Origin of the sequence: Arcicella rigui (genome assembly GCF_034929435.1) — a bacterium.
In the GTDB taxonomy this organism is placed as follows: domain Bacteria; phylum Bacteroidota; class Bacteroidia; order Cytophagales; family Spirosomataceae; genus Arcicella; species Arcicella rigui.
Genome location: NZ_JAYFUM010000014.1, coordinates 71,003 through 94,245 on the forward strand (window position 1 = coordinate 71,003; position 23,243 = coordinate 94,245).

Consider the following 23,243-nt stretch of genomic DNA (forward strand, 5'->3'; position numbering starts at 1 on the left):
ATGAATCATCAAAAAAAATATTTTTTTCAATTTAGTGCAAGTCTTCTGGCTTGCACTTTTCTTGTTTTGGGACTAAGTGCTTGTAGAAAAAGCAATGACGAAAATGATTATGTACCTAAACCCAAAGGGTACAACCGAATCGACTTACCAAAAGTAAAATATACACAATTACTTGAAAATCACCCTTATACTTTTCAGTATTCTACACAGGCAATTATCAAAAATGATACAGTACCTTGGGCAGAACCACATTGGATATATGTGTATTACCCTGCTTATGAAGCGATGATTCAGCTTACTTATAAGCCTTTGAATAACGACCCCACCAAGTTATCAAAACTTATCAACGATGCTTATAAATTGGCAGCCAAACACAATCAGAAAGCATATTCGATTCAAGACTTGGTGATGAAAACGCCTTCTGGTAAAACCGCCATGCTGATGGAACTTGAAGGAGAAGTACCTACTTATTTACAATTTTATACCACCGACTCTACCAAACATTACTTGCGTGGGGCTTTGTATTTCAATACTGCTCTAAAAAGTGATTCACTCGCTCCAGTGATTGATTACCTCAAAAAAGATGTTATTAAGATGATAAATACCCTTCAGTGGAAACCATAAAAGATATTGAGATACTATTTTCAGCAGGCCATTACGCAAGTAATGGCTTTTTATTTTGGGTATTTTCGAGTAAATTACGCTTATAAAACCAAACTAACCACTACCAAATGTACAATCAAATCTTTGAGAATATTATCCAAAAACGTCGTTCTGTAAGAATTTATGATACCAATGCCCCTTTTGATGAATCTGTTGTAAAAAGAGCTTTAGACCGTGCTGTACTTTCGCCTAATAGCAGTAATATGCAACTTTGGGAGTTTTATTGGGTGAAAAGCAAAGAAACAAAAGAAGCACTTGAAATGGCTTGTATGGGGCAATCTGCTGCCAAAACGGCTAATCAATTAGTTGTTTTTGTCACTCGTCAGGACAAATGGAAAGAAAGAGTACAATGGAATTTGGCTAATTTAAACAAGCAATTTGCAGGAAAAGAGCTTACAAAAAAAGACAAAAGGGCTTTGGAGTATTATCAGAAACTCATGCCTTTGGTGTATCGCAACGACCCTTTCGGTTTGAATACCATTCTTCGCAATATTATCGTTTTTTTTATGGGCTTCAACAAACCATTTCTTAGAATCAGTAACCATGCCGACCAAAGAGTAATGTGCCACAAATCCTGTGCTTTGGCGGCTCAGACTTTTATGTTGAGCCTTGCTGCCGAAGGTTATGATACTTGCCCCATGGAAGGCTTCGACAGTAATTTAGTAAAAAAGATTTTAAAACTTCCTGCGGCTGCCGAAATCAATATGATTGTGGCTTGTGGGATTGGTACTCCCGAAGGCATTTATTCTGAAAGGCTAAGAGTACCCAATGAAGAAGTAATTTTTGAAGTATAATATTTATCAATCAACAAACCAAAACAATTTATCCATTATGAAAAAAACATTCTTACTTGCTCTTACTTTGGTGAGTTTTTTGGGAAATGCCCAAAAGAAAAAAGCAACCGCTACACCAGTAGATACTGATAAACAGACAGTTATCAGCAATATTGATAAAAGATTCGACGAATACGCAGGTATTTCAAAGAAAATCTGGGATTTTGCTGAACTGGGATATATGGAAGAAAAAAGTTCTTTATTGTTACAAGAACAACTCAAGAAAGAAGGCTTTCAAGTACAAGCGGGTATAGCGGGAATTCCTACTGCATTTGTAGCTACTTATGGAGAAGGCAAACCTGTTATTGGAATTTTGGGCGAATACGACGCTCTGCCCGGTTTAGCACAAAAAGCTGTTCCAGAAGTAAGTCCAATTCCGAACCAAAAAGGCGGACATGGTTGCGGTCATAATTTATTTGGTACAGCTTCGGTAGCAGCGGCGGTTGAAGTAAAAAATTGGTTAGTTAAAACTGGTCAAAAAGGTACTATCAAAATTTATGGTTGCCCAGCAGAAGAAGGTGGTTCGGGTAAAGTGTATATGGTTCGTGAAGGATATTTCAATGATGTTGATGTAGTACTTCACTGGCATCCGGGAGCTCAGAACTCTGCTGATGCTGGTACTTCATTAGCCAACAAAAATGCAAAATTCCGTTTTAGAGGTATCGCTTCACACGCTGCGGCTTCTCCTGAACGTGGACGCTCGGCATTAGATGGCGTAGAAGCGATGGATATGATGGTAAATATGATGCGTGAACACATTCCACAAGATACTCGTATTCACTATGTGATTACAAAAGGCGGAGAAGCTCCTAACGTTGTACCAGCTTATGCAGAAGTATATTATTACGCTCGCCACAAAGACCGTGAAATTTTACAAAGTGTTTGGAAAAGAATTGAAAATGCAGCACAAGGTGCGGCTTTAGGAACAGGAACAAAAGTAGAATGGGAAATTTTAGGAGGCGTTTATAATTTACTTCCCAATGTTACACTCGCAACGGCTATGCACAACAATTTGGCAAAAGTAGGCGGTGTGGTATATAATGAAGAAGAAAAGAAATTTGCCATTACTTTAAGCGAAACATTGGGCGAACAAAAACAACCTATTGAAAATGCAGCTTTGGTAAAAGATTTCCGTGATGGTTCTGAAAGTGCTACCAGTGGTGGTTCGACAGATGTTGGAGATGTAAGTTGGACAGTGCCAACGGTTGGTTTACAAACTGCTACTTGGGTTCCTGGTTCGTCGGCACATAGTTGGCAATCTACTGCGGCGAGTGGTATGGGAATCGGACAAAAAGGAATGATTGTAGCCGCCAAAACTTTGGCTTGCACAGCTTTGGATTTATTCAAAGACCAAGCCTTAATCGACAAAGCTAAAGAAGAATGGTTGCAAAAACGTGGTGCGAACTTTAAATACGAAGCCCTTTTAGGCGATAGAAAACCAGCTTTAGATTATAGAAAATAAGTAAGTTGTATTGATTACTTATTTTTGAGTCTTTCATAAATTTTCAAAAACAAAAGAGGGTTAAATTTATCATTTAACCCTCTTTTGTTTTTGAAAAGCTAATACTTTTATCTACGCATCAAGTTTGCCATGTTAGGCATTTTCATTTTTCCGTCTTGAACATTGTTCATCATACGCATCATTTTACGCATTCCTTCAAATTGTTTCAAAAGGTTATTAATTTCAGTAACAGAAGTACCCGAACCAGCTGCAATACGTTTCTTGCGAGACATATCTAATAATTCTGGTTTTTGGCGTTCTTTCGGAGTCATAGACTGAATAATGGCTTCAATTGATTTGAAAGCATCGTCTGGAATATCAACATCTTTCACCGCTTGCGACATTCCCGGCACCATTCCCATCAAATCTTTCAAATTACCCATTTTCTTGATTTGCTGTAACTGCGAATAGAAATCTTCAAAACTAAACTGGTTTTGACGAATTTTCTTATTAATACGCTCAGATTCTTCTTCGTCAAATGCTTGTTGAGCTCTTTCTACCAACGAAAGTACGTCACCCATGCCCAAAATACGGCTTGCCATACGGTCGGGATAGAATTGGTCGAGTGCATCCATTTTCTCGCCTGTTGAGATAAACTTAATTGGTTTATCTACAATATGACGAATAGAAAGTGCAGCACCACCACGAGCATCACCATCCAATTTGGTTAATACAACGCCATCAAAATTCAAACGTTCGTTGAAAGTTTTAGCAGTATTTACAGCATCTTGCCCCGTCATCGAATCCACTACAAAAAGCGTTTCTGAAGGTTTAATGGCATTTTTAACCGCTGCAATTTCGTTCATCATTGCCTCATCTACTGCCAAACGACCAGCAGTATCGACAATGATTACTCTTTTACCCATTTTACGTCCGTAAGAAATCGCATTTTGTGCAATCTCAACAGCGTTTTTATTTTCAGGTTCAGCATAAACATCTACGCCTACTTGTTCACCCAAAACTTTCAATTGGTCGATAGCCGCAGGACGATAAATATCACAAGCAACCAACAACACATTTCTACCACTTTTTTTGAGGTATTGAGCTAATTTTCCAGAGAAAGTAGTTTTACCAGAACCTTGCAAACCTGCAATCAAAATAATCGCTGGGTCTGGTTTAAGGTTGATAGCTTGTACAGAAGAACCCATCAATTTTACAAGTTCTTCATGGACAATCTTCACCAACATTTGACCAGGGTCAACTGCAATAAGGATTTTTTGTCCCATTGCTTCTTCCTTGATGCGGTCAGTGATTTCTTTGGCAACTTTATAGTTTACGTCGGCATCCATCAAAGCCTTACGGATTTCCTTGACAGTACTTGCTACATTGACATCCGTGATACGTCCCTTACCTTTCAGGGTACGCATTGCGGTGGTTATTTTACTGCTTAAATTCTCAAACATTTTTATCTATTGCTTCTAATTTTTCTTGAATAATTTTTAATATTTCTGGACGATACTCAAATGAAATAAATTCATCACTTATCCATGTAAACCTATTGGGATTAAACTGCTCTTTGTTAGAAATAAAAAGCAGTTTTTTCACTTCTCCCACATAAACTGATGAGCCAACCTGACTCTTATACTTAATATCAGCTTTCAAAGACTGAATGGAAATAACTTCAAAATACTGTCTTTTTATTCTGGCAATTCCGCCCAAAGTATTTACCTCATTCCATTTTATCACTACTTCTCTAATCCAAGACTTATACTCAATACCTTCGTGAGTCAATTTTATTTCGGCAAAAACTAAATTTAATTGCCAAAAGAGTATTACCAATAAAGGAATTACCACAAACCAAGGAATATGAAAAATAAAAAATGCCGATACAAACCAGAATAAAATAAATACCAATCCAACAACTAACTCCCAATCTTTTATAATATTAACTTTAAAAGTAATGGGAAAATTTGTTTCCATCTCCTTAGTTTTAACAGTAAAATGATATTTAAAAAGCTATTCTCTCGAACAAATTTCTATAATTCAAAGCTTATCGCACAAAGGTACAAAATTCTTAATAAAACAGGAGGGATTGATTTATGTATGTTGAGTTTGCATTAGGTCTATCAAAAAGAAAATTTATTCATTTTTTGAAATTAATTACATCTACGTAAATACCTTGCGTAGGAATTAATCAACTTTGTACTGTTAAGAACTTGCAGTTAGGTAAAATCTTTTCCTCACAAAGGATAACAATTTATAGTAAAGCCAAAATTTCACCTATGACACTTTAATTCATTCAGTAATGTTACTTATTTTCCATGTGTGAAAATATTAGATCAATTAAAACAAATGTTTATTTCTGGGAAGAAATAAATACTTTATAGCCAATGAACACGACTACACTCTTCAAAACCATAGTCGGTAGCCAAAGCCTATGGTACTAATACTGTAAACTCTGATATTGATTATAAAGGTGTTTATGCCCAATCGACCAAAGACTTAATTGGGTTTAATTACCTTGAACAAATTGAGCTTAGTAAGGATGAATGTTATTATGAAGTTAGGCGATATTTACAATTACTCCAATCTGCCAACCCTACGATGTTAGAGTTATTGTTTATGCCCGAAGACTGTATCATTGAAAAACATCCTGCTTTCGATTTAATCATTCGTCAAAGACATAAATTCCTGACCAAAAAATGTTTACACTCTTTTGGTGGATACGCTATTGCCCAAATCAAAAAAGCTAAAGGACTACAAAAGAAGATGAATTGGGAACATGAGAAAGTAAAAAGAAAGTCTCCTTACGATTTTTGTTATGTGTATGAAAATGGAAAAACTATTCCACTCTTAACGTATTTGGCTATCAATCAACTTGATGAAAACCAATGTGGGTTGGTGGCTTTAAACCATTTTAAAGATTGTTTTTCATTGTATTATGATGCACTGAACTGTTTGGGCTATCATGGAATTGTGGCAGAAAAAAGCAATGCTTTGAAGCTTTCGAATATCCCGAAAGGAGAAAACCCATTGACTATTTTATATTACAATCAGGAAGGGTATTCAGCACATTGCCGAGAATACAAACAATATAACGAATGGTTGACTAAACGAAATACGCAAAGGTATGTTGATATAAATAATCATGGACAACAAATAGATGGCAAGAACCTATTGCATTGCCGAAGATTGTTGGACATTGCCCTTGAGATTGCTACGGAAGGAACTATTCATGTACGACGACCAAATGCTAAAGAACTTTTGAAAATAAGACATGGAGAAATTGATTTGGAGGCTTTTATAGAAAAGGCGGAGTATGAAATTGAGCAGCTGCACCAACTTTTCGATACCTGTACTTTGCCAAATGACATTGAAACACCATTTGTTAATTCGCTATTATTAGAAGTAAGAGAAGCAGTAAATTTATAGAGATTTTATGAAGGAAATATTAATATTAAGAGGCTTACCAGCCAGTGGAAAATCGACTTTTGCAAGAAAGTTGATTCAAGACAAAAAAGGTTCTTGGAAAAGACTTAATAAAGATGAGTTGAGAGAGATGTTAGACTGCTCTGAGTATTCACTGGAAAACGAAAAATTTGTCGATACTGTTCGCAATCTAATGCTAATGGAAGCCTTGAAAGAAGGCAAAAATGTGGTAATAGACGACACAAACCTTTCGGAAAAACCCATTGAGAGGATTCGTGAAGTAGCACAAAAATATGTAAAAGAAACTGGCAAAAAAGTAACCATAACATTTAAAGAATTTGATACTTCTTTAGAAGAATGTATTATTCGAGACGAAAGACGGGAGAAGAAAGTAGGTCGAGAAGTAATAATGAAATTCTATCATCAGTATATGTTGAAAAAAACTGATACAACTTCTGATACTATTAAGCCATCAAAATCAAGGACTAAAGAACGTGGACCATTTTATGAAGTACAAGACGAAACTTTACCGCCCGCTATTATTTGTGATTTAGATGGTACTTTAGCTATCATTCATGATAGAAGTCCTTATGATTCTAAAAGCTGTGAAACAGATTTACTGAATGAACCTATTGCTGCAATATTGAAAACCTATCATCAAAAAGGGTCAAAAATCATCTTGATTTCGGGTAGAGAAGATAACGCCAAAAGCCAAACGATTAATTGGCTACATTATAATCGCATTCAATATGATGCCCTATACATGCGAAAAACGGGTGATAGTCGTAAAGATGTTGAAATAAAGAAAGAGTTTTATGAGCAGTATATTAAAGATGTATTTTTCGTAGAATTCATTTTGGACGACCGTAATCAAATAGTTGACTTATGGAGAAACGAACTGGGTTTAGCTTGTTTGCAAGTAAATTACGGAAACTTTTAAGGGCTAAAAATTAAAGGTCACAAGAACAGTAATTCTTGTGACCTTTAATTTTTTTAATCAGATAAATCTATTTTCTAATCACCGCTCCGATTTCTTTTTCAAAAGCTGCCATTAGTTTTTCCATTGTTTTGTCGATTACTTTGTCCGTTAAGGTTTGTTCGTAATCTTGAAGAATGAAACTTACTGAGTAAGATTTTTTATCTGCTCCTAAGTTTTCACCTTGATACACATCAAAAACATTGATTTGACGCAACAAGTTTTTCTCATAATTACGTGCCAATTTCTGAATTTGGTCGAAAGTAACGGTTTTGTCAATCACCAAAGAAAGGTCACGACGTACTTCTGGGAATTTTGGTAATTCTACAAAAGTAGCTTTGTCGTTATATTGTTTGAACAAGTAATCCCAATCAAAATCAGCAAAGAAAACGTGCTGTTTTACTTCTGCTTTTTTCGCCACATTTGGTTTTACTAAACCTACTTTGGCTACTTCTTTTTTGTTTAAGACGTAGCTCAAACCGTATTCAAAAGTTGCCGTTCCTTCTAAAGGTTTTGTATCAAGATTTTTGAAACCTAAACTTCCCAATACTTTATTTACAGCACTTGCCAACGTATGGAAAGCTACTTTTTGTGATTTCAATTGCCACGTTTCATTTTCCGTATTTCCCGTAACATACAATGCTAAATGGCGTTTTTCAACGTATTTATCATTGATTTTGTGATAGGTTTTTCCGAAATCAAACATTTTCAAATCTTTCTGACGACGGTTGATATTGTGTGCCAATACTTCTAAACCAGAAAATACCATCGACTGACGCATTACGCCTAAATCTTCTGATAATTTATTTAAAATCTCAACGTCGTCGTTCGGCAAATCTGCTTTAATCAAAGCAGAATAAGCTGGTTTTGTTAGAGAATTGGTAATGATTTCATTGAAACCATTCGCCGCCAATACTTGCGAAATTCTTAATTGTAATTGTTCTCTGTCTTTTTGTGGGAAACCAGATAAAAATTCCGTTCCAAGATTTTCAGACAATTCTACATTTTCAAAACCATAAATTCTAAGTACTTCTTCAATTACATCGGCTTCACGAGTAACGTCCACACGGTAAGGCGGAACGATTGCTGTAAAACCATTTTCATCTTCGTTTTGAACCGTAATGTCTAAAGATTCAAGAATTGATTTTACTAAAGCCTTATCCAAAGTTTTACCAATCAAACGATTTACGTTTTTGTATAAAACTGGAATGCTGAAATCTGCTATCGGATTCGGATAAAAATCTGATACTTCCGAAGCAATTACGCCACCTGCTAATTCTTGAATCAACAAAGCTGCATATTTCAAAGCGTATAATTTCGCATTTGGGTCTGTTCCACGCTCAAAACGGAAAGAAGCATCCGTTTTCAAGCCATGACGTTGAGCCGTTTTTCTTACAGAAGCAGGGTCGAAATAGGCTACTTCTAAATAGACACGAGTCGTTTCTGGCTTGATTCCTGATTTAGTTCCACCAAAAATCCCAGCGATTCCCATCGGTTCTTCGCCATTACAAACCATCAAATCTGTTTCGCCTAAAGTACGTTCTACTTCGTCGAGCGTGGTAAATTTCGTACCTGCTGGTAAAGTTTTTACAATTACTTTTTGTCCTGAAATGGCATTCCAGTCGTAAGCGTGCATCGGTTGCCCTAAGCCATGACAGATATAATTGGTAATGTCAACAATATTATTAATTGAACGCAAACCAATGGTTTCCAAAGATTTACGTAACCATTCTGGCGATTCTTTCACTGTTACGCCGTCAACAGTTACACCACAGAAACGTGGACAAGCCGTAGCGTCTTCAACGATTAATTCAATCGGGAAGTTATTATTATCAACTTTGAAAGCTTCAACCGAAGGCAACGTAATAGCACGACCTGTTTTTGCCTTAACATCACGGGCTACTCCCCAATGCGAAGCAGCGTCTGCACGGTTGGGTGTTAATCCGATTTCGATTAATAAATCTGCCTCTAAATTAAAGTACTGAGCCGCAGGCGTTCCGTTTGGTAAATCGGTATCCAACACCATAATACCAGCGTGTGAAGTACCAATACCGATTTCATCTTCGGCACAAATCATTCCTTCCGAAAGATGTCCGTAAGTTTTTTTACTGGTGATTTTAAAAATCTCAACACCTTTTGCATGGTCGTAAAGCGTAGTTCCGACAGTAGCAACAATTACTTTTTGTCCGGCTTCAACGTTGGCAGCACCACAAACAATTTGTGAAGGCGTTTCTCCGCCCACATCAACAGTAGTTAAGCTCAACTGTTTTTCCTTGACCATAAATCGCTCACAAGTAAGTACTTCACCTACTACAAAACCTTGTAAACCGCCCAAAATTGCTTCGTGACGCTCGATGGATTCTACTTCTAAGCCCGTTCCAGTTAAGAGATGGTCTAATTCTTGAGCCGACTCTGTTATTTCTACAAATTGTTTAAGCCAATTAAGGGAGATTTTCATTCTAAATGCAATGTAAGATTTCGTGATTGAGAAATTCATTCTTTTTGAAATTTCTCGGAAATACAAAGTTAATCAAAAAAAAGAAGACAAAAATAAACCCCACAAGATTGCTTGCTTCTTGTAGGGTAAAGATTTTCATAAATCGTCTATTTATTAATTTTTTGGCAAATTATTTACCGTGATTTTCAAACGGTCTTTGCTGATTTTTGTATTATAATTTTCAATTTCAGCACTTACTCTGGCTGATTGAGTACCTCCTTGTAAAATGCCTGTGCTAAAATAGTTTAAGGCTGTGCTTAAACAGGCTTCGTTGGCATCGCCCAAATCGTGTGTTACGTCATCGGTTTGTACTCTATCAGGTGTAAATCCTTCGTAAAAATCGCCTGTTCCGTTGGCATTTACATTTCTAAATGCCACGGGGAAAGCATAATAATTCATGGTTGGCATGGCATAATAGCCCACAGGTTTACCGTGTGTGGTATTTCCGATGAGTTTTACATTCATGACAGCTTTCAAACCATTGATGAGTTCTTCACTTGCAGAAGCCGTTCCTTTGTTCACAATAATTACTACTCTACTTAAATTCAGTCCGTTAGCATTTTTCTGGAAATAATTGGTAGAGTTATATCTTGAATACAAGGAATTGTGTTCTGTTTTTGCAAATACTTTTCCGATAGCTGATGTCGGAGCAATTAAATTAGCTAAATAATTGGCTACCAAGCCATAACCTCCGCCATTATAACGTAAATCCAATACTAAATCTGTGACATTATTGGTTTTGAATTGAGCGAATACTTGGTCCAAAACATTCAAAGTGGACTGGGCAGTTTGTCCGTTGATAGATTCCCCTAAAAATGAATCGAAAGCAAAATAGCCAACGTTGTTGCCATTGACAGTAAATACTTTTGGATTCATTACATAGTCGGCAGTGTAGGCAGCGGGTGTGAGAACACTGGTTTGTTGCGTTCCGTCAGGTTTAGCAAAAACAATGGTTTGTGAAGTTTTGTTGAGTTCGGTATTCAATTGGTCGATATTGGCGACTGTGCCATCAACACCATTGATTTTCAATACTTTCCAACCTCTTTTGATACCTAACAAACCTGCTGGTGAAGCAGAATAAACCAGTTTTACTCTTAAATCAGTGCTACTGGCAAAGCTATATTCTATACCTGCATCTTGGCTACTTCCGTTTACGTAATTTTCCCAAGTGGTTTTGTCAATGGCAAAACTCCAACGGTCTTGGTATTTTCCGTTTACATAAGGGCTATAAGTTCTTACAACTCGCATAACAGAGTCGGCTGTTGGGTATGAAGTAGCTTTAAAATTGGCCGCACTTGGCAAGTTCGTATTCCAAAAGTACAATGACTGAGCGATGATATAAACACTGTCACGAACATCTGGAGTCGTACTTGTTGGTGTAAGGTTTTCTTCTGTTTTTTTGCAAGAAACAAACCAAACAAAAGTGAACAACAAACTAAAAATAGCAGTGTGTTTGATTTTTTTAAGCATAGTAATAATTGTTTTGGTTAGGTAATTTTAACGATTTACAAGTCAATATATTGAACATAGTCGCAACAAAGCTCTGTATTTCATCATAATTTAATAAAAAAAGCTCAAAGCTGATAGCTATGAGCTTTAAGCGATGAGCTTTGAGCTGCGAGTGATGAGCTTTGACTTTAAATAAAAACTCAAAGCTGATGGCTATGAGCTTTAAGCGATGAGCTTTGAGCTGCGAGTGATGAGCTGCGAGTGATGAGCTTTGACTTTAAATAAAAACTCAAAGCTGATGGCTCATTGCTCAAAGCTTATAATATAATAAAAACTCAAAGCTCATTGCTCAAGGCTCAAAGCTCATCGCTAATCAATTACAGCTTCAACACTACTTGTGTTCTATCTGCTTTACTGACTTTTTTATAAAAATCTATTAACTCTGAATAACTTTCGGCTGGAAAAGTACCGTGATTTCGGACAAACTTTCTGGTATAAAGTAAACTTCCGTCTTTTATCTGAAACTCTGACTGATAAGTACCAAACTTATTTTCAAACTTAATGTTTTCAGGTTTGAATTCTAAACTTGCATTTTTGGGTAGTTGGTACTCTACTACATCGCTTTCGATATAAGCTTTTTTCAGCACTACTTCTGTTTGTCGTGGTTTATCCAAAGCAGGAGGAATTACATTTATAGCCGACATCAAGTTAGGATTCAAAAACATTCTTGTTCCACTTCTTGAAGCACATTTACGCACATTCAGAGCTACTTTTACCGTAGCCGAAGGGATGCGTTTTTTCTCTTCTTGAATGGTAAAATCTGTTAAATCAAAACTGGGAATATTAATTGTTTTGTACAAAGATTTTTGCTGTGCTTCTCTACTTGGTAGATTTTTAATTTCTGAATAATCGTCCGATAACAGTCCTGTGTATTCTGTCAGAGCTTCTACTGTGGCGTTTCCATCTTCTGCCAAAGCTACTTTAATATTTCTATTTTGCTGGTTGTCTTTTGCTTTGTAAACTGGCGTATGGACTAACTTCCCTCCTTCTGGCGTTGATAAAAGTGCGTAGCGGTCACTGGTAAAATCTGATAAATACCCAAAGGCATTTTCCTGTGAAGTACATTCCAACCAAATAGTATCGTTTTTCATCGGTACGCACACAATTACGTGATTGAACTGCTGTGATGGAAAATCCACTTGTACATCTCGCTGATTACTTCCTCCATAAATGGTAGCATAATATGATTCAATACCAACGGTTTTCAATAAAGCAGTGGTGTAATTCGACAAAGCTTTACAATCGCCATAACCTTTTTCGGCAACATAGCTTGCTTCAAAAGGTTGCCAACCGCCAATACCCAATTGAATAGAAATGTATCGAGTTTTTGATTGTAAGTACTCATAGATTTTCTTTACTTTCAGGCTTGGGTCGGAAATATTAGCAACCAATTGCTTTACTTCATATTGTACATTTTCGGGTAACACATCTCTTCCTTTGTTGAGTGCATTATGAAAAAGCCCCATATCTTTCCACGTTTTCAAACTGCCTTTGTAGCCTTCTACTTCAAACTCGGTTGGGGCAGTAAGTACTCCTTTGCCATAGCTTGTCCACTTCGGAGCGTAAGGTTCGTTTTCATAAACTTTCATGCCTTTTACTTGCCAAGTGTAAGTTTTGGTTTCAGCTACGTTTTCAATCTTTGGTTCTGTCATGCCATTGATATTTTTATAACGCAATGGCATGTTGGCAGGCATGATAATTTTCAAAGAAGATTGCTCAACCGTAACGTTTTCTTCGTCTTCTTGCGGAAACCACATCGGGTAAAACAATAGATTTTTACTGGTAGTTTCGGTGGTAAATTCTACGGTAAACGGAAAATTAGCGTACTTGAATTTGGCATATTTATAACGGTCATCGCCAAAGAGTGTTGAATTATCCACGGCACTTCCATCGTAGATTTCCTCTTTTTTTAGCTTTCTTACTTTTTCGCCATTGGCATCATAGAGTATGCCCTCAATGTCATTCACTTTGTTTAGTTTGTCATAAATAAGTGTCATTGAAGCATAATCAAGCCCTTCTTCGTCTAATACGGTAAGGACAAGATGCTTTTTCTCAACGGCTTCTCCGATATTTTTTACCGTAAAAACTGTTTCGCTATTTCTAACCACAGCATGAGCTTTCTCTTTTAATTCTGCTGGAATGTTGGCTATATTCCAAGGGTTTTCAGCAAAAGGTTTTTTCTCAACAGTTTCTCCTGTTTTTTTCTCCGTAAAAGCTGTTTCGCTCTTTCTAACGTTATTGTAAGCTTGCTCCTTTAATTCTGCTGGTCTATTGGCAGCATTGCCAATGATGCCAGTGTTACCAATCATGTTCCTATTATTCACAATTACATTCTGAGCAAAAGGTTTTACGATAAAACTCAGTAACAATACGGTACTTAATAATAAAGTTTTCATAGATTATTGTGCTTTCTTTAAGACAATTTTTTCAGCGTGTTTTTGTACAATTTGATTGTAATAACTTTTCAATAACAAATATTCCTCGGCGAAATACATTGTTTTTTGAAATGATATTTTACTTGAAATCGTAATAACATCTCCAGTAGTCCCCGCCATAAAAGTAAATTTTCCGCCATTTTCTGGAAGACTTACCCTAACGCTTTTAGGTAATTCTTCTACTACATAACCTTTGGGAATCTGAAAAGTAGCGATAAAACTATCCTCAATCAGTGTTCCGAAATCAACAGGGTATTTTCTTTCTGCTGCCGTAAATGGGTTTTTCTCTTCACCTTCGCCCATCATCGGATTTAAGTAAATACGATCACCAGCCATTCCTACTTCTTCATTAATATTGAGTGCAAGGTGTACTTGAAGTGGATTGTACAAACTATCTACTTCTTCAAATTTAACTGAAGAAACTTCCCAATTGGGGTGTGTTTTTTTTAGATTCTCGATGTACTTTTCGTTCTTATCTTTTTTGAGTTCGAGACGGTTGCGATGTGCCGCATAGCCCAAATAATTGATTGACATTTGTCCTTTCAATTTTCCTTCTTCGGTGATTTCAAAACTGGAAATAACAGTTTGTCCATCTTTTTCATTGCTTTTCAAAGCAACCCAATAACCCACATTTTGGTGAATCAAACGTCCTTGTCCATTCAAACAACGAGTAGGTAATTGTCCTAAAGGCATCAAAGGTTCGGTGGCATCTAAGAGTAATAAATCACCTCCGACATTCACAGCCGCAATCACATAATTAAACTTACGTTCCAAAACGTAATAGTCTAATACTCGTCCGTTATCTCTTGTACTCAACACCACAGGGTCGGCATCAAGCCCTAATTCTTGCAAAAGAGCAACCAACATTAAGTTTATATCAGCAACATTACCTGTTCTACTTTCAAAAGATTTTTTCAAATTGCCACTTGCCAAGAAACTCGCCTGACCATTCCAAGTCATATTACTGGAAACAAAGTTATAGGCAGCGTAGATTTTTGAAAGTGTATCTAATTTGGCAGATTTTATTTTCTCAATAGTTTCTTTCAGAAAGCCCGTCTTGCTGAGTTGCCCTCCGAAGTTTTCGTAATTGGTTAAAGTTTTTGAGAAATCATCCCACGACAAAGAAAAGTATTTTGCCATTCTACCTTCAGGCAAATAAGCAGCAATTTCAAATTCTACTTGCGAACGGTAATCTTCGATGGTCGTAATAAAAGGTTCAACTTTTAAGGCTGGTACATCTTTTTGCACAAAACGATAGGATGTTCCTAAAATATTTCCAGCACTTGCACTCAAGTTGAGGTTTTCAGGATGATTTTCTGCAATATGAAAACGCTCGTATCCTTGCGTCAATACTTGGAATTTATAAAAATCTGGCACTCTTACTTGGTACTCACTCCAGACAACAGGAATACCTTTTTGAAATTCCCAAGCTCTGATTTCAGAAGTAAAATCTGATTCAATCCTATAAGTATATTCAATGATAGAACCTTCTTTCACATTCGGAAGAGTAAGCTTTTTCACTTTCTGTGTTTCAGAAACTTTCTCATCAAAAATGGACTCTTTTTCTAATTTTGTCGTGACAATTTTTCCATTTTCTTCATTATAAGTAGCTCCTTTTACCGACATTACATACTCTTTTTGTGTCATGTCTCTTGAAGTAAAAGTAGGAATCGAAAAAGTCGCCCAACTGTAACCAGATTTTTTCAGAATCTTAATTCTACGATGGCGTTCAAAAACAGCTTTGAAACTTTGTGAAGCATGATAAACGTAACTATGTGTTCCGAAGTCACACAAAACAACGGCTTCGGCAGAAGTATCTTTATCATAACTTTTCATTTGTAATTCGGCAAGGTCTATTTTACCGAATTTAATTGGACTATCTTGTCCGAAACTTAAATTGATGCAAATGAAACTTATCAGCAAAGTGATAAGTAATTTGCTAAAGCATCGATTATTCATAAATAATTAATTTGTATGGCTACTTTTTCTTTAAAACTATCTGTTCGGCGTGTTTGGCAACGATTTTATTGTAAAATTCACGGAGTGCCAAATATTCGTAATTGGTATAAATATTCTTTTTCAATACTCTTTTACTTTCAATTCTTACTTCGCCATTAAAAGTAAAAACTTTGAATTCAAAGCGACCGCCATCGTTCGGCAAATTCACCAATTCATTTTTAGGAGCTTCTTCTACCACATAATTAGCTGGTAACTTGAAAGTGATTGTATAATTTTCTTCTTGAGGCACACCAAAATCAACAGGATAAGTACGAGTAGACGATTGGAAAGGGTTCGCTTTTTCGCCCATACCCAACATGGCAGAAAGGTAAATTCTATCGCCAGCAATTGAATAAGCGTCACTGATTTGGGTTTGCACTTTTAGCTCTGGTGAAGCTTCCAAAGTATCAAGTTTTAATACTTCTATTTTACTTACTTGCTCGTTGGCTCTTGCTTTTTTGTATTCGCTGATAAAAGATTCTTTGCCTTTCGCCACTACTTTCGCTCTAAAATTGATGCTTTCGTAGCCTGAGTGAGTAATATGTATATCGCCTTTGAGTACTTGTTCTGGTAAAACTTCTAAGGTAGCCTCCAACACTTTTTTACTTACTTCTTTAGCAGGTATATCTATCCAACGACCTTCGCCTTTTACGATTAATCTTCCTTTTTCGTTGAGGCATTCAAAAGGTAATTGACCAACACTCGTGAGCTTGTTGGTGGCATCTAAAAACACATCTTTTCCGTTCAGATTCACATGGACAATCAATGAATTGAATTTTTTTAGTAAAACAAAATTTGAGGGAGCTCCATGTTCACGAGTACTAAGGAGAAACGGATTGGCATCAAAACCGCATTCACGAAGTAATCTTACCAACATTAAATTGATTTCTGCCGAATTACCCAAACGTTTCTCAGCTACTTTATTGAGATTCTGTTTTGATGTTGACCAACTTCTTTCGCCATCCCATTGCATTGAATTTTGAATATATTTATAAGCGGCCTTCAATAATGACAATGAATCTTTTGAAGTAGCTTTTAAAGTAGCAGCTATTTTTTCTGCCTGACTATATTTTTTCAATTGTTTCCCGAAATAATCACTATCAAGTAAAGTAGCATTTAAAGATTCCCACGTTTGGGTATAGTCTTGTTTTTGTTGTCCGGGAAATTGGGTTGCAGATAATTCAAAATCAAGTTTGGCTCTAAAATTTTCGATGGTTGTTAAGTAAGCTTCTTCTTTTAACGCTGGCACATCTGCCATCACAAATCTATACGCCAAAAAAGGGTCACGGATATTTCCACGAATGAAGTTTTGCTCCCCCTGTTTCATTTCTCGGATTTTCAAAGGTATTTGCGAACGGAGCGTCATGTTAAATTCAAAATATCCCGGAATTTCAGCTCTTAGTTCGCACCAAGCTTTAGGAATATCGTCTTGAAAATACCAAGTTCGCATATCAAACCAAACTCCTGATTCTATTTCATAGGTATATTCCAATACCGAACCTACCCTAACTTGGGGGAAAGTAAAGGTTTTGTAATAAATGTTGTCTGTTCCTTTATCATCAAACAAATCGCTACCGTCTAAGCTGTAACTGACTTGGTTGCCATTCTCAAGATTCCAAGTAGAAGCGTGAAAATTATCGACAGTCTCGGACTTATCAGGGTCTGAAACCATATAATAGGCAATTCGTCGATTAGCGAAGTTAAAGCCCGCTTGTTTAAGGATTTTTATACGAATATGTCGGCGATACACTACTTTAGGTATGCTTCCACCATCAATAAAATTGTAGAAATACTCGCCATAGTCACAGAGTACTACTGCCACAGCAGAAGTGTCTTTGGCATAAGTTTTCATTTGTAAATCAGCGAGGTCAACTTTTCCAAAGGTAATCGGACGAGGTAATTGCCCGAAAGAAAAAAAAGTAATCATTACACTCATCAGCGAAGTGAAGAGCAATTTGGTGAGGTATTGGTTTTTCATAGAATATTTAAATTTTTACGAGTTTACTTTTTCTTGAGAACTATCTGTTCTGTGTGTTTGGCTATGATTCTATTGAAGAACTCACGCAGGAATGGGTATTCATCGCTCATATAAACGACTTTCTTCAAATTGATTTTACTCTGAATTTTGATGAGATTATCCAACACTTCTACTCTGAAATCAAACCTTCCACCTTGCTTTGGCAAAGCGATAGCATCGTTTTTAGGCATTTCTTCGATAGCATAACCTTCTGGAATGATAAATTGAGCACTGTAAGTTTCTTCTTGCGGCACGGTGTAGTCGATAGGATATGCCCGTGTAAGTGATTTAAAAGGCTGTTCATCAATCGCCAAACCCAATGTTGGCGTAAAATAAATGCGGTCTCCGAGTTCTGAATAGGCTTCATTCAAGGTCGCTTTTACTTGTAACTGAGGCACATTATCAAGTGAATCTATATTCAAGAGACTGATACTTTCGATGTTGTGTTCACTATGGCTTTTTTTGTACTCTGAACTATAAGAAGCTTCGCCTTTGGTCAATACTTTTTTTCTAAAAGAGACAGCGTCGTGTCCGGCAAATGAAACATTGATTTCACCTTTCAACTGCTGGTTTGGCAAAATACTCATAGTGACCAAAGTAACTTTTCGACTGGTGATATTGGCAGGAATTTTTACCCAACGACTGTTTTTTCTTACCACTAAACGCCCTCTTTCGTTCATACAATTGAGTGGCAACAGACCCATTGGCATTAATTTACTGGTAGCATCCAGAAAAATATCTTTCCCATTTAATGCCACGTGGGCAATAGTATAATTAAATCTATTGAGCAGAACCAAGTCAGACAATTGACCGTTGTCACGAGTACTTAGGATAAAAGGATTGGCATCAAAACCGCATTCACGCAACAAACGAATGAGTATCAAGTTGATTTCAGCCGCATTTCCAGTACGTTTTTCGTAGGTTTTGTCCAAATTCGTAATGGTCGTAAATACGCCTTCTTGTTCATTCCACTGCATGGTACTTTGCACTAATTTATAAGCCGCTTTCAATAAAGCCAAGGTATCATTTTTGTACTGAGCTTTTAGATTAAGTGCCAGTTTCTCAGCTTCGTCAAACTTTTTAATTTGTTTTCCGAAATAGTCATTGGTCAATAAAGTTTCATTCAGCGACTCCCAAGTTTTAGAATAATCTACTCTGCTTTGGTCTGGGAAATTGGTTGCAGACAATTCAAAATCTAATTTTGAACGATAATCTTCTAAAGTAGTAATAAAAGGTTCAGTCTTTAGAGCAGGCAAATGTTCCATCGCAAAACGGTAACTCAAGTAAGGGTCACGAATGCTTCCTCTTAAAAAGTTATTTTCCCCATCCTTAGTTTCTTGTACCTTCAAAGGTATTGAGCTATGAAGCGTAATATTAAAAATAAAGTAGGCAGGAATTTCGGCACGGAGTTCACTCCAAATAGTTGGTATATCATTTTTTTGAAACTCCCAAGTTCTGAGTTCGTACCACATTCCAGAAGTTAGTTCATAGGTGTATTCTAATACCGAACCTTCTTGTACTTTAGGAAAAGTAAAGGTTTTGTAATAGACGTCTTTGCTTTCTTTATTCTCGAAAAAATCTTTTGGCGTCAAAGAGTACGAGACAATATCACCTTTTTCAAGATTCCAAGTCGTTGCCTCAATTTTATTGAAAGCCTCCGCTTTAGTATTGTCGTTGGGGAAGTAAAAAGGGATTTTAATATTAGCATATTTAAAACCTTCTTTTTTCAAGATTTTAATTCTGACGTGTCGCCGATAAATAGCCCTTGGCACATTATCTTGAAAATTGTAGAAATAATCACCGTAATCCGCCAAAACTACTGCCACAGCAGCAGTATCTTTTGAATACGAAGTCATTTCAAGGTCTTTCAAATCTACTTGTCCGAAAGTAATTGGAGCGGGCGTTTGAGCATTAGCTGTAAACACCAACAAGGCACAAGCTATTGACATAAAACACTTGTGCAGTGCAGACATAGGTGTCATGTAAAGTATTAATTTGTTTGAGTTTAATAAGTAGATGCAAATTAATAAAGTTGTATAAAATTCCAAACATTAAATTCAAATTTCTGCTTTTAAAACGCAAATAATTTAATTGCCTGTATGAGTGCAATGGCGATAAAAGTCCAACCCATGATGGTATCGAACATTTTTGGGGATAAATATTCAAAAATCAAACCTCTTTTACGGTTGGCAATATAGGCACAAAAATAGTTCAACAAAAAAGCTCCTGCACTTGCCCCAAATACAAATGCAATTTTATCTAAGGTATTTTCGATGTGTAAAACTTGATAATTCTGGTAATTAATGAGGATGATTAACCAAAATGGCAATAGTTGGGGATTGAGTAAGGAAAGTAAAAAACCTTTGAGTACATCACCAGTCAAAGACGTAATTTCAGCATTGGCACTCCTCTGATTTACTTCTAATATTTCATCTATTTGCTCTTTGGCTGGCTTGGGTTTTAGGTAATTCCAACCGACAAAAAGTAAAACTGGTAAAACTGACCATTGCATCATTTCAAAAACCAAGGGATACTGTTCAAAAAGTTTTAAACCTTCAACTGCCAAAATACCATAAATGATTTCAGGAATTACGCCACCGAAGGTCATCCACAATCCAGCAAAAAGGTTTTTCTTCAAAGTATTTTGAATCACCGACATATTCAATGGTCCGGGATGAAATGAACCCGCAAAACTGATAATGAATGTAATGGAGAAAATGAGGAGTAATTTTATCATGTTATTTAGTGCTTTTAATCAAAAGCGAGTATTAGCAACAAAACTACGAGATTTATCTATTTATGGCTTGTCGGCTGCATTACCAAAACATTATTTCCCGTAAATTGCGGTCATCTCAGCAATTTCGAGAAATAATATTAGTATTCGCTCAATTCATTTTCAAACTTTAGGAATACTTCAATCAAGCTAATGCAATCCTTAGAAATTAATCAAACAAGTTTATATACAGAAGAAATCACCCTTTTTGCCGATGTAATCGTACCTGTTGCTGTACCGAATACTTTTACGTATCGTGTGCCACGTGAGTACGCTGCCAGTATTACTACGGGTTTAAGAGTGATTGTACAATTCGGGAAAACCAAGGTGGTTACGGCTGTTATTGCACGCATTCACAACAAACCGCCAGAGAAATATCAAGCCAAATATATTTTAGAAGTATTAGACGACGCTCCTTTGGTGAACACCAAACAAATTGAGCTTTTCTATTGGATTGCCGATTATTATATGTGTACCGTCGGCGAAGTGCTAAACATTGCTTTGCCTTCGGGTTTAAAGATATCGAGTTTATCGAAAGTACAGTTTAATCCCGAATTCGACCAGCCTGCTTTATTGACAGAACGTGAAACGGAAATCATCGAAGAACTCAAAAAACATCAGTCTTTGAATTATGATGAACTCGCTCGTTTTGCCGAAGTAAAGAATGTTTATCATATCATTAAATCTTTAATTCAGAAAAAGGCTGTCATTGTTTTTGAAGAAGTACGTGAAAAATATACGCCCAAAATTCTTAAAAAAATTAGGCTAAATCCTTTTTACGAAGATGCACTTTACTTAACGACTTTGATTGGCGAATTAGAAAAATCGCCCAAACAATTGGACGTGATTTTGAATTATTTAAAGTTCGTTCCCGTCCTCCGCACGCCCGAATTGAATAAAAAAGGTTTAGAAAAAAGTGCTTTAACCAAAGCCAATGTTTCGGAAAGTTCGCTGAGTACTTTATTGAAAAATGGTATTATTGAACAATTTGAAGTAATCGTTAGCCGCTTTGAAGAAGACCTTGACTTTGTAGAAGCTCCAACGCCCGTACTTTCTTTATCTCAAGAAAAAGCTTTCTCTGAAATCATGCAAAGTTTTCAAACAAAAGACACTACGCTTTTGCATGGCATTACGGGCAGTGGCAAAACCGAAGTATATATCAAACTAATTGAACAAGTACTGGAAAGTGGTTCTCAAGTATTGTATTTATTGCCAGAAATTGCCTTGACGACCCAAATTGTGGTGCGATTACGCAAAGTTTTTGGCGATAAAATGGGTATTTATCATTCTCGATTTTCGGATAATGAACGGGTAGAAGTATGGAAAGGCGTTGTATCTGGCAAATTTCAATTTGTGGTGGGCGTGCGTTCTGCGGTGTTTTTGCCTTTTGATAATCTCGGACTCATCATTGTTGATGAAGAACACGAAACTTCTTATAAACAATTCGACCCAGCACCTCGCTATCATGCCAGAGATGTGGCAGTGGTGATTGCTCATAGACAAAAAGCAAAAGTATTGTTGGGTTCTGCTACGCCTTCTATCGAAAGTTTTTACAATGCCAAAACCGAAAGATATGGCTTTGTAGAAATGAAAGAACGTTTTGGTAATACGCAATTACCCGACATTGAACTTATCGACATCAAGGCGGCTCGAAAGCAAAAACTAACCAAAGGTGATTTTTCAAACTTGATGTTAGACACGATGGGCTTGAATCTGGAGAAAAAACAGCAGACAATTTTATTTCAAAATCGTCGGGGTTATTCGCCATATATTCAGTGCGAAGATTGTGATACTATTGCGGCTTGTCCAAATTGTGACGTGAGTCTTACTTATCATTACAGCAACCAAGAATTGCGTTGCCATTATTGCGGACACCACGAACCGATGTCAAAAACTTGTCAGGCATGCGGTTCTACCAAGTTGAAAACAAGAGGTTATGGCACAGAAAAACTGGAAGAAGAATTACAAATATTTTTGCCAAATGCCAAAATCGCCCGCATGGATTTGGATACTACCAGAACCAAAACGGCTTTCCAAACCTTGATTAATGAAGTAGAAAGTGGTGCGGTAGATATTTTGGTGGGAACGCAAATGGTTTCTAAAGGATTGGATTTTGAAAAAGTGAGTCTTGTCTGCATTTTTGATGCGGATAGAATGATTCATTTTCCAGATTTTCGTTCTTCGGAAAGAGCGTTTCAAATGCTGACACAAGTAGCAGGACGAGCAGGACGAAGAGGAACACAAGGAAAAGTATTGATTCAGACCAATAATCCGAAGCAAAAAATATTACAACAGATTATCGAAAATGATTATAAAGGTTTGTATCAAGACGAAATCAAGGAGCGAGAAGACTTTCAATATCCACCTTTTACCAGAATCATCAAGATTACTTTAAGACATATCGACCAACCCAATGCCGAAAAAGCAGCCATTGCTTTAGCCCAAAAGCTTATCGAAAAACTGGGAACACCAAGAGTATTAGGGCCAGAAAAACCATTGGTAGAAAGAGTACGCAATCAGTATTTATTTGAAATCATGATAAAACTCGAAAAAACCATCAACCTAAAAGGAGCAAAAGCCTTTATTGCTGAACAAGTACAAAACATAGCACTATCAAAAGACTTTAAAGGCGTTGGGATTGTTGTGGATGTGGATTGTGGGTAGTTTGAGGG

Annotated in this window: 14 protein-coding genes and 1 pseudogene; 6 read left to right on the plus strand and 9 right to left on the minus strand. The window is 36.6% G+C overall.

Annotated features, from left to right (window positions below; translation table 11 throughout):
- The 3 genes from gldD (at position 1) to VB248_RS12665 (ending at position 2,958) form a co-directional block, all read left to right on the plus strand.
- On the plus strand, positions 1–624 hold the full coding sequence (gene gldD, locus VB248_RS12655) for a gliding motility lipoprotein GldD (protein ID WP_323297153.1): 624 nt from the start codon (positions 1–3) through the stop codon (positions 622–624).
- A 107-nt stretch (positions 625–731) separates the two neighbouring features.
- Positions 732–1,457 carry a nitroreductase family protein gene (locus tag VB248_RS12660; RefSeq protein ID WP_323297154.1) on the plus strand — a complete coding sequence of 242 codons (726 nt, stop codon included), beginning with the start codon at positions 732–734 and terminating at the stop codon, positions 1,455–1,457.
- Between the two features lie 37 nt (positions 1,458–1,494).
- Positions 1,495–2,958 carry an amidohydrolase gene (locus VB248_RS12665; protein WP_323297155.1) on the plus strand — a complete coding sequence of 488 codons (1,464 nt, stop codon included), beginning with the start codon at positions 1,495–1,497 and terminating at the stop codon, positions 2,956–2,958.
- 107 nt (positions 2,959–3,065) lie between these two features.
- Here VB248_RS12665 and ffh read toward each other — a convergent pair whose 3' ends face one another.
- Both ffh and VB248_RS12675 read right to left on the minus strand, forming a co-directional pair.
- Complete coding sequence (gene ffh, locus VB248_RS12670) at positions 3,066–4,400, minus strand: signal recognition particle protein (RefSeq protein WP_323297156.1); 1,335 nt, start codon at positions 4,398–4,400, stop codon at positions 3,066–3,068.
- The gene (locus tag VB248_RS12675; protein ID WP_323297157.1) at positions 4,393–4,917 is read right to left on the minus strand and encodes a hypothetical protein; all 525 of its coding nucleotides are present in this window, start codon (positions 4,915–4,917) and stop codon (positions 4,393–4,395) included. Before VB248_RS12675 ends, ffh begins: the two co-directional genes overlap by 8 nt.
- Positions 4,918–5,376: 459 nt before the next feature.
- On the opposite strand from VB248_RS12675, the pseudogene VB248_RS12680 reads away from it, so the two are divergent.
- Positions 5,377–6,369, plus strand: a pseudogene (locus VB248_RS12680) (DNA polymerase beta superfamily protein); the annotation flags it as partial.
- A gap of 7 nt (positions 6,370–6,376) precedes the next feature.
- Entirely contained in the window at positions 6,377–7,306 is a 930-nt protein-coding gene (locus VB248_RS12685) for a phosphatase domain-containing protein (protein WP_323297158.1), read from the plus strand.
- 67 nt (positions 7,307–7,373) lie between these two features.
- Here the strand turns inward: VB248_RS12685 and pheT are convergent, their stop codons facing one another.
- From pheT to VB248_RS12720, 7 genes are all read right to left on the minus strand, one after another.
- Positions 7,374–9,800 carry a phenylalanine--tRNA ligase subunit beta gene (gene pheT, locus VB248_RS12690; RefSeq protein WP_323297234.1) on the minus strand — a complete coding sequence of 809 codons (2,427 nt, stop codon included), beginning with the start codon at positions 9,798–9,800 and terminating at the stop codon, positions 7,374–7,376.
- Positions 9,801–9,953: 153 nt separating this feature from the next.
- Positions 9,954–11,309 carry a S41 family peptidase gene (locus VB248_RS12695; protein ID WP_323297159.1) on the minus strand — a complete coding sequence of 452 codons (1,356 nt, stop codon included), beginning with the start codon at positions 11,307–11,309 and terminating at the stop codon, positions 9,954–9,956.
- 356 nt (positions 11,310–11,665) lie between these two features.
- The gene (locus VB248_RS12700; protein WP_323297160.1) at positions 11,666–13,744 is read right to left on the minus strand and encodes a DUF3857 domain-containing protein; all 2,079 of its coding nucleotides are present in this window, start codon (positions 13,742–13,744) and stop codon (positions 11,666–11,668) included.
- 3 nt (positions 13,745–13,747) lie between these two features.
- Positions 13,748–15,742: a DUF3857 domain-containing protein gene (locus VB248_RS12705; protein ID WP_323297161.1), complete on the minus strand. Its 1,995-nt coding sequence runs from the start codon at positions 15,740–15,742 to the stop codon at positions 13,748–13,750.
- 19 nt (positions 15,743–15,761) lie between these two features.
- Positions 15,762–17,759: a DUF3857 domain-containing protein gene (locus VB248_RS12710; protein WP_323297162.1), complete on the minus strand. Its 1,998-nt coding sequence runs from the start codon at positions 17,757–17,759 to the stop codon at positions 15,762–15,764.
- A gap of 23 nt (positions 17,760–17,782) precedes the next feature.
- Positions 17,783–19,747 (minus strand): DUF3857 domain-containing protein, encoded by a 1,965-nt coding sequence (locus VB248_RS12715; RefSeq protein WP_323297163.1) that lies wholly within the window; start codon positions 19,745–19,747, stop codon positions 17,783–17,785.
- A gap of 122 nt (positions 19,748–19,869) precedes the next feature.
- Complete coding sequence (locus VB248_RS12720) at positions 19,870–20,535, minus strand: LysE family translocator (protein ID WP_323297164.1); 666 nt, start codon at positions 20,533–20,535, stop codon at positions 19,870–19,872.
- A 189-nt stretch (positions 20,536–20,724) separates the two neighbouring features.
- Here VB248_RS12720 and priA point away from each other — a divergent pair, with 189 nt between their 5' ends.
- Positions 20,725–23,235 (plus strand): replication restart helicase PriA, encoded by a 2,511-nt coding sequence (priA, locus tag VB248_RS12725; RefSeq protein WP_323297165.1) that lies wholly within the window; start codon positions 20,725–20,727, stop codon positions 23,233–23,235.
- Positions 23,236–23,243: the final 8 nt, after the last annotated feature.

What these genes read in the sequence shown, in the direction of transcription:
- gldD (WP_323297153.1), top strand. Translation starts at nt 1, where the DNA reads ATGAATCATCAAAAAAAATATTTTTTTCAATTTAGTGCAAGTCTTCTG.
- VB248_RS12660 (WP_323297154.1), top strand. Translation starts at nt 732, where the DNA reads ATGTACAATCAAATCTTTGAGAATATTATCCAAAAACGTCGTTCTGTA.
- VB248_RS12665 (WP_323297155.1), top strand. Translation starts at nt 1,495, where the DNA reads ATGAAAAAAACATTCTTACTTGCTCTTACTTTGGTGAGTTTTTTGGGA.
- ffh (WP_323297156.1), bottom strand. Translation starts at nt 4,400, where the DNA reads ATGTTTGAGAATTTAAGCAGTAAAATAACCACCGCAATGCGTACCCTG.
- VB248_RS12675 (WP_323297157.1), bottom strand. Translation starts at nt 4,917, where the DNA reads ATGGAAACAAATTTTCCCATTACTTTTAAAGTTAATATTATAAAAGAT.
- VB248_RS12685 (WP_323297158.1), top strand. Translation starts at nt 6,377, where the DNA reads ATGAAGGAAATATTAATATTAAGAGGCTTACCAGCCAGTGGAAAATCG.
- pheT (WP_323297234.1), bottom strand. Translation starts at nt 9,800, where the DNA reads ATGAAAATCTCCCTTAATTGGCTTAAACAATTTGTAGAAATAACAGAG.
- VB248_RS12695 (WP_323297159.1), bottom strand. Translation starts at nt 11,309, where the DNA reads ATGCTTAAAAAAATCAAACACACTGCTATTTTTAGTTTGTTGTTCACT.
- VB248_RS12700 (WP_323297160.1), bottom strand. Translation starts at nt 13,744, where the DNA reads ATGAAAACTTTATTATTAAGTACCGTATTGTTACTGAGTTTTATCGTA.
- VB248_RS12705 (WP_323297161.1), bottom strand. Translation starts at nt 15,742, where the DNA reads ATGAATAATCGATGCTTTAGCAAATTACTTATCACTTTGCTGATAAGT.
- VB248_RS12710 (WP_323297162.1), bottom strand. Translation starts at nt 17,759, where the DNA reads ATGAAAAACCAATACCTCACCAAATTGCTCTTCACTTCGCTGATGAGT.
- VB248_RS12715 (WP_323297163.1), bottom strand. Translation starts at nt 19,747, where the DNA reads ATGTCAATAGCTTGTGCCTTGTTGGTGTTTACAGCTAATGCTCAAACG.
- VB248_RS12720 (WP_323297164.1), bottom strand. Translation starts at nt 20,535, where the DNA reads ATGATAAAATTACTCCTCATTTTCTCCATTACATTCATTATCAGTTTT.
- priA (WP_323297165.1), top strand. Translation starts at nt 20,725, where the DNA reads ATGCAATCCTTAGAAATTAATCAAACAAGTTTATATACAGAAGAAATC.